The organism is Acidobacteriota bacterium, from assembly GCA_016713675.1.
GTDB lineage: Bacteria > Acidobacteriota > Blastocatellia > Pyrinomonadales > Pyrinomonadaceae > OLB17.
The window spans coordinates 1,045,719-1,060,246 of record JADJOS010000001.1 but is presented as its reverse complement, the minus strand read 5'-3'; the positions used below and the strand labels follow the sequence as shown (position 1 = coordinate 1,060,246).

At 53.3% G+C, this 14,528-nt stretch carries 11 protein-coding genes and 1 pseudogene; 10 read left to right on the top strand and 2 right to left on the bottom strand.

Annotation, left to right across the window (positions count from 1 at the left end; genetic code table 11):
- The first annotated feature begins 80 nt into the window (after positions 1-80).
- The 7 genes and pseudogenes from IPK01_04780 to IPK01_04750 all read left to right on the top strand — a co-directional run bounded on the left by IPK01_04780 (position 81) and on the right by IPK01_04750 (position 6,757).
- Positions 81-392, top strand: a complete 312-nt coding sequence (locus IPK01_04780; protein ID MBK7932808.1) for an ATP-dependent Clp protease adaptor ClpS — start codon at positions 81-83, stop codon at positions 390-392.
- A 218-nt stretch (positions 393-610) separates the two neighbouring features.
- The gene (ileS, locus tag IPK01_04775) at positions 611-3,469 is read left to right on the top strand and encodes an isoleucine--tRNA ligase (GenBank protein ID MBK7932807.1); all 2,859 of its coding nucleotides are present in this window, start codon (positions 611-613) and stop codon (positions 3,467-3,469) included.
- An 18-nt stretch (positions 3,470-3,487) separates the two neighbouring features.
- Positions 3,488-3,922 (top strand): hypothetical protein, encoded by a 435-nt coding sequence (locus IPK01_04770; GenBank protein MBK7932806.1) that lies wholly within the window; start codon positions 3,488-3,490, stop codon positions 3,920-3,922.
- Positions 3,923-3,978: 56 nt separating this feature from the next.
- A complete protein-coding gene (locus tag IPK01_04765) occupies positions 3,979-4,428 on the top strand; it encodes a nuclear transport factor 2 family protein (GenBank protein ID MBK7932805.1) in 450 nt (149 codons plus the stop codon).
- Entirely contained in the window at positions 4,428-4,958 is a 531-nt protein-coding gene (gene lspA / locus IPK01_04760) for a signal peptidase II (GenBank protein ID MBK7932804.1), read from the top strand. The genes IPK01_04765 and lspA overlap by 1 nt, the downstream gene beginning before the upstream one ends.
- Positions 4,958-5,764 (top strand): prolipoprotein diacylglyceryl transferase, encoded by an 807-nt coding sequence (gene lgt, locus IPK01_04755; protein ID MBK7932803.1) that lies wholly within the window; start codon positions 4,958-4,960, stop codon positions 5,762-5,764. Before lspA ends, lgt begins: the two co-directional genes overlap by 1 nt.
- A 50-nt stretch (positions 5,765-5,814) precedes the next feature.
- Positions 5,815-6,757, top strand: a pseudogene (locus IPK01_04750) (RluA family pseudouridine synthase).
- Between the two features lie 72 nt (positions 6,758-6,829).
- On the opposite strand, the gene IPK01_04745 reads toward IPK01_04750, so the two are convergent.
- Positions 6,830-7,279 carry an OsmC family protein gene (locus IPK01_04745; protein MBK7932802.1) on the bottom strand — a complete coding sequence of 150 codons (450 nt, stop codon included), beginning with the start codon at positions 7,277-7,279 and terminating at the stop codon, positions 6,830-6,832.
- 144 nt (positions 7,280-7,423) lie between these two features.
- Here IPK01_04745 and IPK01_04740 point away from each other — a divergent pair, with 144 nt between their 5' ends.
- From IPK01_04740 to IPK01_04730, 3 genes are all read left to right on the top strand, one after another.
- On the top strand, positions 7,424-9,022 hold the full coding sequence (locus IPK01_04740) for a hypothetical protein (GenBank protein MBK7932801.1): 1,599 nt from the start codon (positions 7,424-7,426) through the stop codon (positions 9,020-9,022).
- Positions 9,023-9,084: 62 nt separating this feature from the next.
- The gene (locus tag IPK01_04735) at positions 9,085-9,903 is read left to right on the top strand and encodes a hypothetical protein (GenBank protein MBK7932800.1); all 819 of its coding nucleotides are present in this window, start codon (positions 9,085-9,087) and stop codon (positions 9,901-9,903) included.
- Between the two features lie 86 nt (positions 9,904-9,989).
- Entirely contained in the window at positions 9,990-11,792 is a 1,803-nt protein-coding gene (locus IPK01_04730; GenBank protein ID MBK7932799.1) for a M20/M25/M40 family metallo-hydrolase, read from the top strand.
- 79 nt (positions 11,793-11,871) lie between these two features.
- On the opposite strand, the gene IPK01_04725 is transcribed toward IPK01_04730, so the two are convergent.
- The gene (locus IPK01_04725) at positions 11,872-13,920 is read right to left on the bottom strand and encodes a dehydrogenase E1 component subunit alpha/beta (protein ID MBK7932798.1); all 2,049 of its coding nucleotides are present in this window, start codon (positions 13,918-13,920) and stop codon (positions 11,872-11,874) included.
- Positions 13,921-14,528 lie beyond the last annotated feature (608 nt).

Genomic DNA, 14,528 nt, shown 5'->3' with positions numbered 1-14,528 from the left:
GCAACATCAAATTGAATACTTAGTAAACAGCGCAATTGAAATTTAACAAAAAACAGCGGCATTCGTCTATACTTTTCTTTATGCCCGAGTTTGATGACATAGGCGGCGACGTCCTGACCGAGAGTAAAACGCGGCTCGAAAAACCAAAACTCTACAAGGTCATACTCCACAACGACGATTTTACGACAATGGAGTTCGTCGTTTTCGTCCTCCAATACGTCTTTAACCGCACCGACGCGGAGGCATTTACCATCATGCTAAAGGTCCACAACGAAGGCATCGGCATCGCCGGAATCTATCCATTCGAGATCGCCAATATGAAATCCGAAAAGGCGATGAACCTCGCAAAAGCACGGGAATATCCGCTGTTATGCACGGTGGAGGAGGAGTAAAAGTGCTTTGGTATGACCGAGGGTTGTGTTAGCATTCAATTTGATTATGTGCAGCGATTTTAAAATTAGCATTATTACCAACGGGAACTTTGCTCCTTAGAGAGCGGAACCGGAGCTGATGCTTTGTTCGAAAGGGTCCCAAGCCGAAAATGAGGCTTGGGGCTTTTTCAATTGGGGAAATAAATTTTCCACCGTGTTAATATTTAGGTTTTACGAAAATGACTGAACCAATTGACTTAAAGAAGACAGTTAACCTACCAAAGACAGATTTTGCTCAGAAGGCCAATCTCGGGCAGAGCGAGCCTGCGCGTTTGAAAAAGTGGGGCGAGATGGGGCTTTATGAACAGATCGCGGCGGCGAGGAAAGGCCGTGAAAAGTTTATTTTGCATGACGGCCCGCCGTACGCGAATGCCGATATTCACATCGGCACGGCGCTTAACAAAACGCTCAAGGATTTTGTCGTGAAGTCGCGTTCTATGATGGGCTACGACGCGCCATACGTTCCCGGATACGACTGTCACGGCTTGCCAATCGAAACGCATGTCGAAAAGAAACTCGCCGAAAAAGGCAAGAACAAGGCCGATCTGCCGGTCGCGACGTTCCGACGAATCTGCCGCGAACATGCCGCCGGTGCGATGAAGGGTCAGACCCGCGATTTTTCGCGGCTCGGCATTTTGGGCGAATGGGATACGCCTTACCTGACGATGTCGGCTGAGTACGAATCTTCGACGGCACGTCTCTTCGGCAAGTTTCTTGAACGCGGATACGTTTACAAGGGCTTGCGGCCTGTCTATTGGTGCATCCACGACCAGACGGCCCTTGCCGAGGCTGAGGTCGAGTACAAACAGCACACGTCACCGTCGGTCTACGTCAAATTTCCGCTCAAGTCCGATCCGGTTTTGATCGACGAAGCCCTCGCCGCAAGAAATGTTTCCCTCGTCATCTGGACAACGACACCCTGGACGCTGCCCGCGAATCTAGGCATTGCGGTAAATCCTGAATTCGACTATTCGGCGATAGAGGTTGACGAAGACGTTTACATTGTCGCGTCCGAACTTGCGGCGGCGTTTGCCGAGACTTGCTGTTTCGAGAACACAAAAGAACTCGCTCGTTTCAAAGGTTCAAAACTTGACCGGCTCGAAGCGCAGCATGCGTGGCTCGATCGCGTATCGCTGATCATGAACGGCGATCACGTGACCTTGGGCGAGGCTGACGCCGAGGTCGAATTAGACGCAAGATACGAGAACAAATTGGCCAAGAAGAGCGGTACGGGTTGCGTTCATACGGCTCCGGGACATGGTGCGGACGATTTTGCTATCTCCAAGCGATACGGGCTTGAGGTCTATGCACCGGTCGACGCGGCGGGCAATTTTACTGCGGATGTCGAACATTTTGCGGGTGAGAATATCTTCAAGGCCAATCCGAAGATAGTCGAGTTCATGAAAGAGCGCGGAGCCTTGCTCCACGTCGAGTATTATGAGCACCGCTATCCGCACTGTTGGCGTTGTAAGAATCCCGTTATCTTTCGAGCGACGCCCCAGTGGTTCATCTCGATGGACGCCGCCGCAGAAGGCGAGACCGATGGATTGCGTGCTAAGGCATTGGAAGAGATAGAAAACGTGAAATGGCATCCGTCGTGGGGCCAGGGCCGGATGGCGAACATGTTCAAGGGGCGACCCGACTGGTGCGTGTCGCGACAGCGTTCGTGGGGCGTGCCGATCCCGGTTTTCTATTGTCAGGCATGTGACGAAGCAGTCGCCGATCCAAAGATCATCGACCACGTTGCCGATATCTTCGCAGTCGAGACTGCCGACGCATGGTACAACCGACCGGAAAGCGAGTTGTTGCCAGGCGGCTACAAGTGCGCCAAATGCGAAAGTGCAGATTTCAGGAAAGAGACCGATATTCTCGATGTTTGGTTCGATTCGGGTTCGAGCTGTGTTGCTGTACTCGAAACTCGCGGCGACACTCTGCGGTTTCCGGCGGATGTTTATCTCGAGGGCGGCGATCAATATCGCGGATGGTTCAACTCTAGTTTGAGCTGCGGAATCGCGGCCCACGGCAGTGCTCCTTATAAGCAGATCGTAACGCACGGATGGGTCGTGGACGGCGAAGGCAAGCAGATGCATAAATCTGCCGGCAACGCGATCTCGCCAAATGAAGTCGTCGAAAAATCGGGCGCCGAGATCATCCGTCTTTGGGCGGCGGCGGTAGATTACACACAGGACATGCGATGCTCGGACGAGATCTTGGCACGTATCGTCGACGCTTACCGCAAATTCCGCAACACGTTGAGATATGCACTTGGAAATCTCGATGGTTTCGATCCGGCCGCCGATATGGTCGCTCCGAATGAAATGCTGGAGATAGATCGTTGGGCGCTCGCCAATCTTGATGAGGTGACCGCTAAAGTGCTTGCGGGTTACAAGGCATACGATTTTCAATCGGCATATAACGCGATCTACAATTTCTGCACTGTGACGCTGTCAGCCAGGTATTTTGACATCATCAAGGACCGGCTATACATCTTCGCTCCGCGTTCGATAGAACGCCGAAGCGCGCAGACGGCACTCTACAATATCGTCGACAATCTTAGCCGTTTGCTCGCTCCGATATTGGTATTTACGAGTGATGAGGCGTGGGAAAACCTGCCAAAGCAGTCGGTCGGATCTGTTCATCTTTCGGAGTTTCCTGAGATCTCGGACGCTGACAATTCGGGGCTGATGGAGAATTGGGAACGCCTCTTTTCGATCCGCGACGAGGTGATGAAAGCGCTCGAAGAGGCTCGAAACGAAAAACGCATCGGATCGCCGCTCGAAGCAAAGATCGTACTGACGACAGATGCCGCGACAACGCGCTTCCTGCTAGATTATTACGAGCAGCTTCGATACATCTTAATCGTCTCGCAGGTCGAGGTCCACGAGGGCGAATCTCAAAGCGTCGAGATCCAAGCGGCGGATGGTGAAAAGTGCGAACGATGTTGGAATTATTCGACGCGAGTGGGAGAATTTACTAAATACGGAAGCGTCTGCGAACGTTGTGCGGACGCGTTGGATCAGATAGTCACGGCGCAATAATATTTGGAGGAAAATAAGATGTTCTTCAGAATCTCTGCGTTATTGATAGTAGGATTGTCGTTAACGGCTGCGGCGTTTGGTCAAGGCGTATACACGCCTGAGAAAGGCTCGCCGGTGAGAAAGGCGATACTCGAATCACTGCGAATTCCGGTCGAGCGGGAGCTGAAGCAAAAGATCGTCTTTGCTGCCGAGAATTTCAACGTATCGGGAAACTGGGCGTTTCTCAGCGGTGATCCGCAGAGCCCTTCGGGCGGTCCGCCTGACTATCGCGGAACGCCGTATCAGGAAGCAAAGGACGCGGATATGTTTGACAACAATTTTTTCGCTTTGCTCAAGAAAACCGGCGGAAAATGGAAGGTCGTGCATTACGCCATCGGCTGTACCGACGTTTGTTATGCCGACTGGTGGCGCAAGTACAAAGCACCGAAAGGGGTCTTTCCGTATACGGAATAGCGAACACTTTGACGGCGGCGGACGTAACAACTCCTAATATTGGAGGTTCAAGAATTATGAAATACAAGTTTGCCGCGTTGCTCTCGGTAATATTCGCATTCGCCGGGATCGCGTTCGCACAGGACGCGGAAAAAGACGCGGTTCGCGTTCCGCTTGAAAATTATCTGAGGGGCCATGCCACTGGTGACCGTGAATATTTTAAAAAGGCATTTCATACCGAGGGCAACCTGATATTCATACGCGAAGGCAAATATACGACGCGTTCGTTCGCCGATTATATCGCCGGGGCGTCGGGTAAACCTGCCGCGGACGAGGCAAAGCGCAAACGGTGGGTAGAGAGCATAGATATTGCCGGTAACGCGGCGACAGCGAAGGTAATACTCGATTACCCGACCGTAAAATTTGTTGATTACATGTCGTTGCTCAAGATAAACGGCGAGTGGAAGATCATAAACAAATCGTTCTACGCCGAGCCGAAGACGGCAACCGAGACCAAGAAACCATAGTGACCAAAAAAGACTTTATCTGGAAATTTGCCTACTTAGCTATCGCGGGGGGTGTCTTTATGATCGATCAGGTCACAAAGGCCTGGGCGACGCGCGTGCTGCGTTTTGGCAGCGACCGCCCCGTTATCGATGGGTTTCTCAATTTTGCGTATGCCCAGAATACGGGCGTGGCGTTTTCGATGCTTGACGACCACGGTGACGCTGGACGTTGGGGATTGTCTGCGGTCGCGTTTGTTGCAGCGGCATTGGTGCTTTACTTTTTTTGGCGGACCCCGCGTACAGACGATCGTATTTTGGGTGCTCTTGTTCTGCTGCTTGCCGGCATTGTCGGCAATGTCGTTGACCGAATGAGACTTGGGTTTGTTGTAGATTTCATAGATGTCCAATTCGGCAACTGGCATTATCCGACCTTCAACATTGCCGATGCGGCCATTTGCGTAGGTGCGGGATTACTGATCATCGATATGGTCTTGAGCAAGCGTGAAAAGAAAGAGTCAGGCGGCGAACCGCTGACGACCAACACTAACTAATGTATCCAGAGTTATTCCGCATCGGCACGTTTCCGGTCACGACATACGGCATCTTTTTGGCGGTCGGGATGTTGCTTGCCCTTTATGCGACATCACGCTTGGCGGCTCGGGACGGGTTGCCGAAGGAGAGAATTTACGACCTTGGGCTTTGGGTCTTAGTTGGCGGGCTTGTCGGATCGAAGATGCTGATGATCCTTGTCGAGCCGGGCGTCGAGATATTTACGCTCGATTTCCTCCGGAGCGGCGGCGTGTTTTACGGCGGCCTGATCGGCGGGTTTCTGGCGGTTGCGATACTTGTGCCGCTGTACAAACTGAATTTTTGGAAAGCCGCGGATGCATTCGCTCCCGGCGTTGCTTTGGGACAGGCATTTGGCCGACAAGGCTGTTTTTCGGCCGGCTGCTGTTGGGGAAAAGAGACGCACCTGCCCTGGGGCGTGCATTTTACCGAGGCCGGACACGATTATACCGGCGTCCCCGTTTATGGGCCCGACGGCTCTGATCTTTATTTGTACCCGACGCAATTGATCGAATCATTTACGATGCTCGCTGTCTTCGGCCTGCTCGTTTGGCTTCACCGCCGTAAGAAATTTGACGGCCAGGTCCTTATCGCATACGGCATTATTTATGCGCTCGTCCGTTTCTCGATCGAATTCATTCGCGACGATCCGCGTGGCGACCTATTCGGATTCACAACGCTCACAGGGCTTTCGACCTCACAAGGTGTTAGTCTGATAGTTGCCGCAGCGTCGATCGTGTTTATGATCTTCCGTTTGCGAAAGGCCGGTGAGACCAAGGAAATACTTTGACCGAGACACAAAATACAGACCCAGCCCACAACGAAAATCCAAATAGCTTTATTGTGGATGCGGATGACGAAGGAACGCGGCTCGACGCCTACCTCGCGGACAGGATCGAAGGTTGGTCGCGTGCAAAATTGCAGCGTCTGATCGAGAACGAAGATGTTCTGGTCAACGAAAAAACGGTCAAGCCTTCGCACAAACTCCGCAGGAATGACGAGGTCGAGGTCGATCTGATCGAAGCGGCAGCGGTACGATTTGAACCTGAGAACATTCCGCTCGATATCGTTTTTGAAGATGAATTTCTTGCCGTCATCAACAAACCGGCGGGAATGGTCGTTCATCCGGGAGCGGGCGTGCAAAGCGGAACGCTGGCTAATGCGATCGCATATCACTTTCAACTCGAGCAGTCAGCGATCAACAGCGACCAAGCCGAGATGCGTATCGGCATCGTCCATCGCCTCGACAAAGACACTTCCGGGCTGATCGTCGTCGCCAAGAACGACGAGATACACGAGGCTCTGTCCGGAGCAGTTTCGCGAGCGGACAGTTTTCAAATCTTACGTGGCCCTTGTTCACGGCCAGACAGATCAGAACACGGGAAAGATCGACGTCCCTATCGGCCGAAACAAACACAATCGTCTCCGGATGAAGGTCGCGACATATGGTCGAACCGCATTGACGCTATGGCGCGTCCGCAAGCGCTACGACAAATTCACACTTCTCGACGTCGAGATCAAAACCGGCCGCACGCATCAGATCCGTGTCCACATGGGATATATCAATCACCCGGTTGTGGGCGACGAGATATATAACGAAGGCCGCGACAATACGGTCGCCGACATACACATTCGAAACGCGATCAACTCAATGCGGCGGTTTTTCCTCCACGCCGAAAAGCTGTCATTCACACACCCCAAAACCGGAGAACGTCTGGAGTTCAAACAACCGCTCCCGGCGGAGCTCACTGATCTCCTCAGGATCGTTGAGGCTGGCTCTTAGCGGAAAACCCGTACCAAGCGACACTATTGCCTCTTGCCTCAAATATCGGTGACGTATGCGTACCACTCAAAATCAGGATCTATTCGATAACAGCTGTTCAGCAATTTCGACGATCTCATAGCTCGTTGTGATCTCGGCGGTTGGCCTAACGGTCGCGGCGACCGAGCAGTATGTTTCGTCAGAAAGCTCGATCGCTCTGGCAACGGCTTTGTCGGAAACGTTGCGGCCGTGCACGATATGGTTGATATGAAAGGCGGTAAATTTACGCGGATGTACCTCCGCCCGTGAGCCGGTGATCACGACATTGTATTCGGTCACGTCCTGCCGCTTCTTCTCCAGGATAGACTGAACATCCATCGCCGTACATGCGGCGACCGAGACCAGAAGCATTTCCATCGGTGTCGCCGCAGCGTGCCTATCTCCTTTGGAATCCATCAGTTGCGGAATGCCGGTTGGCGTCATGCCTATGAAATAACCGTCGCCCGCGTATCGAACTATCGCTTTGTAAGTATTTTCAGCCATAATATTTCCTCTGCCCTTCAAGCGAATTCTAGCACAATCGCGCATTGGGTTACTGTAAGCCAAACAACCATTGGCACGAAAAATGCTTCATAATGCGCGTGGGGAGAGTGTGCCCGTTCGGCGCACAGCCCGGGGAGTGCAATTATGAGAATCGTAAAGAATGCGTTTTCACTTTCGCTGTTGGCATTGAGCCTCGTTTTGGCCTCGGCAACATTTGCCGACGCCCAAAAGCGAAACGACAAGGATATCCGCGACACGGTGCGGAGCCTGAGTTCTAACCTCGACAATTTCGAGTATGACCTCCGCTATCAGATGCAAAGTTCGTCGGCGAACAACACGGATATCAGTGATGTTTCGGACGATATTCGCAACCTGAAAGATGCTATAAGCCAGTTTCAGCGCAATTTCGACCAAAAACGCGAAAATCGCGACGACGTTGATCAGATCATCGCCTCGGCCCGTGCGATCGACGACTTTCTGCGTGGAAATCCTCAAAATCGCCGAGTCGAAGATGACTGGAACACGGTCAAAAAGCAGCTCGACCGCCTCGCGGCCAACTACGGCACAACTCCGAATTGGGACAACGAAGATTTTCCTCAGGGGGTCATCGATCAGCCTGATACGCCGATCAAAAACAACACTTTTAGCGTCGGCCTATCAGGAACTTACAACCTCGACATGGCACAGAGCGAGAGCATCGATGATGTTGTATCGAACGCCAATTTAAGCAGCGACAACCGTCAGGACCTCAAGGACAAACTCGAAGCTCCGGGCCAGATCGCTATCGAAATTCGCGGCACACAGGTCACTCTCGCAACTTCAAAAGCATCGCCTGTTACGTTTTCGGCTGACGGCCGCGATAAGGTCGAACAAGGGCCGAACGGCAAGAACATTCGGTTGCGAGCCATCCTGAATGGCCAAACGCTGACCATTTCTTCGCTGGGTGGCGAGACTGACTATACGATCACGTTCACCTCAGCCAGCAGCGGCCAGGTGCTCAAGGTCTCACGCCGCATCACTACGGATTATCTCGACCAAACCGTTTTTGCCGAGAGTGTTTACAACAAGACCGATAACGTGGCCCGCCTCGGCATCGAAAATAGCAATAACTCGAACGGCGGCTATTCAGACAACGACCAAACCGGAAGCGGCACCTATGGCAATCCGCCAACGACCTCGACCGGCCGGATAGGTGAATTTGTCGTACCAAACGGCACGGTCCTTACCGGGATTCTCGAGAACGAGATCAACACCAAAGTCTCTCAGAACAACGACCGCTTTCGCCTGACCGTGCAGTCACCCAACGAATTTCGCGGAGCCGTCATCGACGGTTACGTGACCGGCGTCGGCCGTTCAGGGAAAGTCACCGGGCGTTCGAACGTGACGTTCAACTTCGAAAAGATTACGCTCCGCGACGGCAAGTCATACGATTTCGGCGGCAATCTCCAATCCATCAAAGACACCAACGGAAAGCCAGTTAAGATCGACACTGAGGGCACCGCCAAAGGCGGCAGCCAGACCAAGGAATCTGTAAAACGCGGAGGTCTTGGGGCAGGCCTCGGTGCACTTATCGGTGCGATCGCAGGTGGAGCAAAGGGGGCAGTAATTGGTGCAGTTATCGGCGGAGGTGCGGGTGCAGGCTCAGTGGCGATTCAGGGCCGCGACGATCTTCAGCTGCAAAAAGGCTCTACCATGACGATCCAATCTTCGTCGCCGATTCGCGGGAATTCGCAGGATCGGTAAATTTCAATTCACTATCAGCCTCCAGTCAGAACCATCAGTTTACTCAGGTGGTTCTGACTTTTTTGTGGCAAAATAGCTTCATGCGTGAGCTGCCCGAGGAGATCGAACAATACCGCGACCGTAAATGGCGGCGTGAGGAATCGCTCAAGATCGACACTGCGGCAGAGGTTGAATCAATGGTCGAAGAACTCGGCTTTTGCCTCGGCATGACCGATATCCGAAAGGCTCTGCCATCAGTCTACATTGCGGTCTGCGGCCGTCGCGATGCTCATATGCCTCGGAATGTGCAGAAAGACTATGAAGCAAGTCGAGCTTGGGTCCTGAAGGATGAGGTTATTGCACGCGGCAAGCTCTATTACGGCAAACTAATCAAGGGCCGATCGTGGTTCCTCGCCCCGCGAATGATACCCATTTTCAATTCCATTTGGGGATGTACGCGAAAGGGTGAATCGGGGGTCTTAGCGAAAAATGCGCAAATAGTGCTCAAGGTTCTCCGCAAAGAATGGGAGATGGCGACGGCCGATCTTCGCGAGGAGTGCGGTTTCAAGGACAAAAAAGACCTGACAACCGCGATGGACGAACTCCAAAGACGAATGAAGGTCGTTCCGCAGGAAGTTCTCTACGTACCAAAATTTACCTACATCTGGACGTTGGCAGAGGCTCGTTTCCCCGACGAACTTGATGTCAAAATACCTCGCGACGAGGCTGTCAAAGAGCTTGCACGCACCTATCTCGAAATGAGCGGAATGACACTCTTGGGCGAACTCTCAGGCAAATTCGGTTTTTACCGTTGGGAATCCGGCCGAGCGAATCACCAGCTTGTTGCCGACGGTTTTGCTGAGCGGTTGGCGACAGGCGTCTATAAACTTGCCGATCTTTGATCGGTGACGGAAACCTTCCCGGTGTTTCCGGCGTAAAAGACACTACCAAATGTTCTTTACACCAGACCTTTACAGGAGTATCCAAGATGTTTCGACAAAAGAATATCGTTCTCGTAATTTTTGCCGCGTTACTTACGCCTAGTTTTGCGATCGCACAACAACCATCTGCGGCCGCCGACGCCCTGGCCAAGATCAAGGACGAAGGCATGAACCGTTCGCAGGTAATGTCAACGATCCGCTATTTGACTGATGTTATCGGGCCGAGGCTGACAAACTCACCGGCCCAAAAGCGGGCCAATCGCTGGACGAAGGAACAGTTTGAAAAATGGGGCCTTAAGAATGCGATGATCGACCCCTGGGGCGAATTCGGCCGCGGGTGGGAACTGAAACGCTTTTCCGCGATGGTCACAGCCGGCGAACAGACGACCGCTTTTCGAGCATACCCAAAAGCGTGGTCGCCCTCGACCAACGGGCCTGTTACGGCTGACGTAGTATATGTCGATGCAACGGATGACGCCGGACTCGAAAAATATAAGGGTAAACTCAAAGGTGCGATCGTTCTAACGGCTCCCGAACGTCCGGTCAGCGATATTTTTAAGCCGACGGCCAGCCGCCAGACCGACGGAGCACTTGCCGAAATGGAAAGTGCGAAACCGTCAACTCCACAGCCGCAGCCAACGCCCAACGCACAACAGATCGCAGCACAGCAATTCAATGCTAAGAAGAACCGCATGTATTTCGAAGAGGGAGCGGCTGTGCTGATCGATTCCGGATTCGGGACCGATGCGGGCACGATCCGTGTAATGGGTGCCAGCTTGCCGCCTGCCGCCCCGGGAACGCCGCCTGTACCGGGCCTTCGAGTAGCGTCGAAGAATGCGCCTGCTACGATCCCGCAACTTGTGGCCGAGGTCGAACAGTACAACCGGCTTGTGCGCCTTATTAAACAGGGTGTTCCGGTTAAGATGACCGTCGATCTGGCCGTGCAGTTCTACGATGACGACCTGCAGGGCTACAATACGATCGCTGAGATCCCGGGAACGGATCTAAAAGACGAGATCGTGATGGTCGGTGCACACATGGATTCGTGGCATGCAGGAACCGGTGCAACTGACAACGGTGCGGGAACGGCAATGGCGATGGAAGCCATACGTTTAATACAGGCATCGGGCCTCAGGCCGCGGCGAACCATCAGGATCGGGCTGTGGACCGGTGAGGAACAAGGGCTGTTGGGATCCCGCGGTTATGTTTCGAAAAATTACGGGATGATCGGCGACGGTTCGGATGCAGCGGCTTTTGCGGCTTTTGGCGGCGGCCCGGTGACTATCAATAAGAAGCCGGCACACGACAAATTCGCGGCTTATTACAACCTCGACAACGGTACCGGTCAGATCCGCGGCATCTATCTGCAGGGGCACGGCCAACTGCGTTCGACATTCAAGGACTGGCTGACGCCATTTAAGGACTGGAACGCCTCGACCGTCACGATCAACAACACGGGCGGAACCGATCACCAGGCATTTGACCTCGTTGGATTGCCGGGATTTCAGTTCATACAGGATCCGATCGAGTATTTCACACGTTCGTGGCACACCACGCAAGACGTTTCTGACCGTATTCTCGAAGAAGACCTCAAACGATCGGCCGTGATAATGGCGACCTTTGCCTACAATTCAGCAATGACCGATCAAAAACTGCCGCGAAAGGACAGCGGAGCCGTTGGTTCGATCCTGCCGGGATTTGATCTTCGCGCCGAACGCGACGAAGCTGCCTTTCGAAATTCAGGGCTCGGCTTTGCAGTCTGCGGCCATGAGATCGAGGGCCGCGAGCTGCCCATCGGCTACCCGAGCATTCTAGCTCTAGACCATTCGCGACATGCACTTGGTGAATGATCTGAGAGATCATCGGAAAGTCAGAGGCTGTGGTCATCGACCCCGGCCTTTTTTAAATTCAACCTTGTCAAAGATCTAATTAGTACTTCATTAATTCCTGCACCGCGTTCTCGACATCTTCCGACTGCGGCAGGATGAAATCTTCGACCTGTGGAGCATAAGCCACAAACGTGTCGGTGGCGCCGACGCGGCGGACGGGGGCGTCGAGGTATTCGAAGAGTTCGTTCGAGATGCGGGCGGCGATCTCGGCTCCGTAGCCGTATGAGACAGGGTCTTCGTGAGCGACGATAACGCGGCTCGTTTTCTTGATCGATTCGGCGATCGCTTCCCAATCGTATGGGACCAGCGTGCGGAGGTCGATCAGTTCGACCGAGATCCCCTGCTGTTCGAGCCGTTTGCATGCCTGATTTGATCGTTCGACTAGAGCTCCGTAAGTAATGATCGTGACATCGCTTCCCTCTCGAACCTTTTTCGCCTTGCCGAACGGAATCAGGAACTCGCTCGACGGATATTGCGATTTGTTATAGACCTGACGGTAGAGATGTTTGTGTTCGAGGAACAAAACAGGGTCGTCACAGCGGATCGCCGTTCGGAGCAATCCGTTTGCGTCGAGAGCCGTCGAAGGATAAACGATCATCAATCCCGGCGTGTGCGAAAAGAGCGTGGTGCCCGATTGCGAGTGGTAAACGGCACCGCCTTTCAAATATCCGCCGACTGGCACACGCATCACCATCGGGCATTTCGTGTCGCCGTCGCTGCGCCAGCGTGTGACCGCCACCTCGTTGCGGATCTGATGAAACGCCGGGAAAATATAATCGAAAAACTGGATCTCGACGACCGGCTTCAGATTGCGGAGGGCCATGCCGACGGCACGGCCGATGATGTTTGCCTCAGCAAGCGGCGAATTGAACACTCGAGCCGAACCAAATTCACGCTGCAGGTTAGCGGTCACCTTGAACACACCGCCTTTACCTTTGACCTGTTCGAGATACTGCTCGCGTGAGCAATCGGCGACGTCTTCACCGAAAACGACGATCCGCTCATCGCGTGCCATCTCTTCGTGCATGCAGCGATTGATCAGATCGACCATCGTGCCTGCGTTTCCGCTCAATTCGGCTCCGTCCTCGGTATCAAAAAGCTGGCGGTCGGTCGGATCGATGTCCGGCGAAAAGACGTTGCGGTATGCCGACTCAGGTGCCGGCTGCGGCGTTTCGATGGCAATATCGGCGGCCTTGTTGACCTCATCGTCAACCTCTTTCCTTACGGCCTCGAGATCTTCGGACGACGCGATGCCCTCGGTCATCAGGAACTCTGCGTACTTCTTGATCGGGTCGGTCGCGGCGTCGGCTTCGCGTTCCTCTTCCGGACGATAGAGCTTTTCGTCGTCTGAGAGCGAATGCGAATACGGCCGAATTACCTTGGCGTGGACAAACGCCGGACCCTTTCGTTCGCGGCAATATGCGACCGCTTTTTTGAACACTTCGTACGAAGCAAGCACGTCGGTGCCGTCAACCTTTTGAATGAAGAGGCCCGGAAAACCTGCGACGAGCTTTGAAATATCGCCGCCCGCTGTACCGACTTCGACAGGGGTCGAGATCGCGTAACCATTGTCCTCGACGACGAATATCACCGGCAGTTTCAGATTGCTGGCGGTGTTCAGAGCTTCCCACCATTCGCCCTCACTCGTCGTGCCGTCGCCGACGGACATATAGACAACCTCATCGCCTTTGAATCCGGTGATCTTGTCCTTCAGGCCCTTGACCAATCCGGCCCGATAGCTCGCCTCGGCTGCACCGACGCTGTGCAGTGACTGGGTTCCGGTACAGGACGATTGCGAAGGTACATTCAGTTTGACGCTGCCCCAGTGCGAAGGCATCTGGCGTCCGTGCGAATTAGGGTCGACCTCAGCACCGACTGCGGACCACAGCATTTCCTGAGCGGTCATTCCCAAACCGAGCATTAGAGCACGGTCGCGATAGTAAGGAAAGAACCAATCGTAACCGGCCTTCATTGCCTGTGCAGCAGCGACCAATATGCCTTCGTGTCCGGCACCTGAGATCTGGAAAAAGATCTTGTTCTGACCCTTGAGCTGGATCTCTTTATCATCGACACGGCGCGACATATACATCGTGCGGTAGAGCCTGACGAGGGTTTCAGTATCGAGGCCGTGATGTTTTGCCGAGCTCTTGGCAACAGATTTGCCGGCCGCGGGCGTTTGAGCCTTAGCGGTCTTGTGAGTTTTCGAATCGGCAATATAGCCGTCAGCCTCGGTTGTCTTAGCCTGTTCGGCCACCACCGACTTTCCGTTCTTTTTGTTCCAGTCGCCATTTTATAAGTCCTATCTACAACAAGTCTTGATACAAGGTTAACTTTTTAAGATAGCAAATCGGGCGTTTTCGAGCAATTTGGCGCGATTTCCCAAGTTGATCTTGTCCCGCTTGTCCCGCGGTTGTGCCGGCGGGTACCAGCACTGTTTGGGACAAATAAGTACCTTGTTCTGCATCAGTTACACGGAATCGTTACTTTTGTCCCGCCTTTTTTCAAAAAAAGCATGACATTGTCTTACCATCGGGCGAATTGGTGCAAGGAATAAACTTACAGTGACGAGGTTACACGGGTGGGGCCGATCTCCTGTGGGAAAGGCCAATTATCCGGCAACGCTCGATCTTCCATGTAAAGGATATTTGTCAAAGACAAGGCTCAACGCAACAAGCGTTGAGACCCCCGACGTAGTGT

Excerpts from the sequence above, each read along its gene's own strand:
- IPK01_04780 (MBK7932808.1), top strand. The coding sequence starts at position 81 with ATGCCCGAGTTTGATGACATAGGCGGCGACGTCCTGACCGAGAGTAAA.
- ileS (MBK7932807.1), top strand. The coding sequence starts at position 611 with ATGACTGAACCAATTGACTTAAAGAAGACAGTTAACCTACCAAAGACA.
- IPK01_04770 (MBK7932806.1), top strand. The coding sequence starts at position 3,488 with ATGTTCTTCAGAATCTCTGCGTTATTGATAGTAGGATTGTCGTTAACG.
- IPK01_04765 (MBK7932805.1), top strand. The coding sequence starts at position 3,979 with ATGAAATACAAGTTTGCCGCGTTGCTCTCGGTAATATTCGCATTCGCC.
- lgt (MBK7932803.1), top strand. The coding sequence starts at position 4,958 with ATGTATCCAGAGTTATTCCGCATCGGCACGTTTCCGGTCACGACATAC.
- IPK01_04745 (MBK7932802.1), bottom strand. The coding sequence starts at position 7,279 with ATGGCTGAAAATACTTACAAAGCGATAGTTCGATACGCGGGCGACGGT.
- IPK01_04740 (MBK7932801.1), top strand. The coding sequence starts at position 7,424 with ATGAGAATCGTAAAGAATGCGTTTTCACTTTCGCTGTTGGCATTGAGC.
- IPK01_04730 (MBK7932799.1), top strand. The coding sequence starts at position 9,990 with ATGTTTCGACAAAAGAATATCGTTCTCGTAATTTTTGCCGCGTTACTT.
- IPK01_04725 (MBK7932798.1), bottom strand. The coding sequence starts at position 13,920 with ATGTATATGTCGCGCCGTGTCGATGATAAAGAGATCCAGCTCAAGGGT.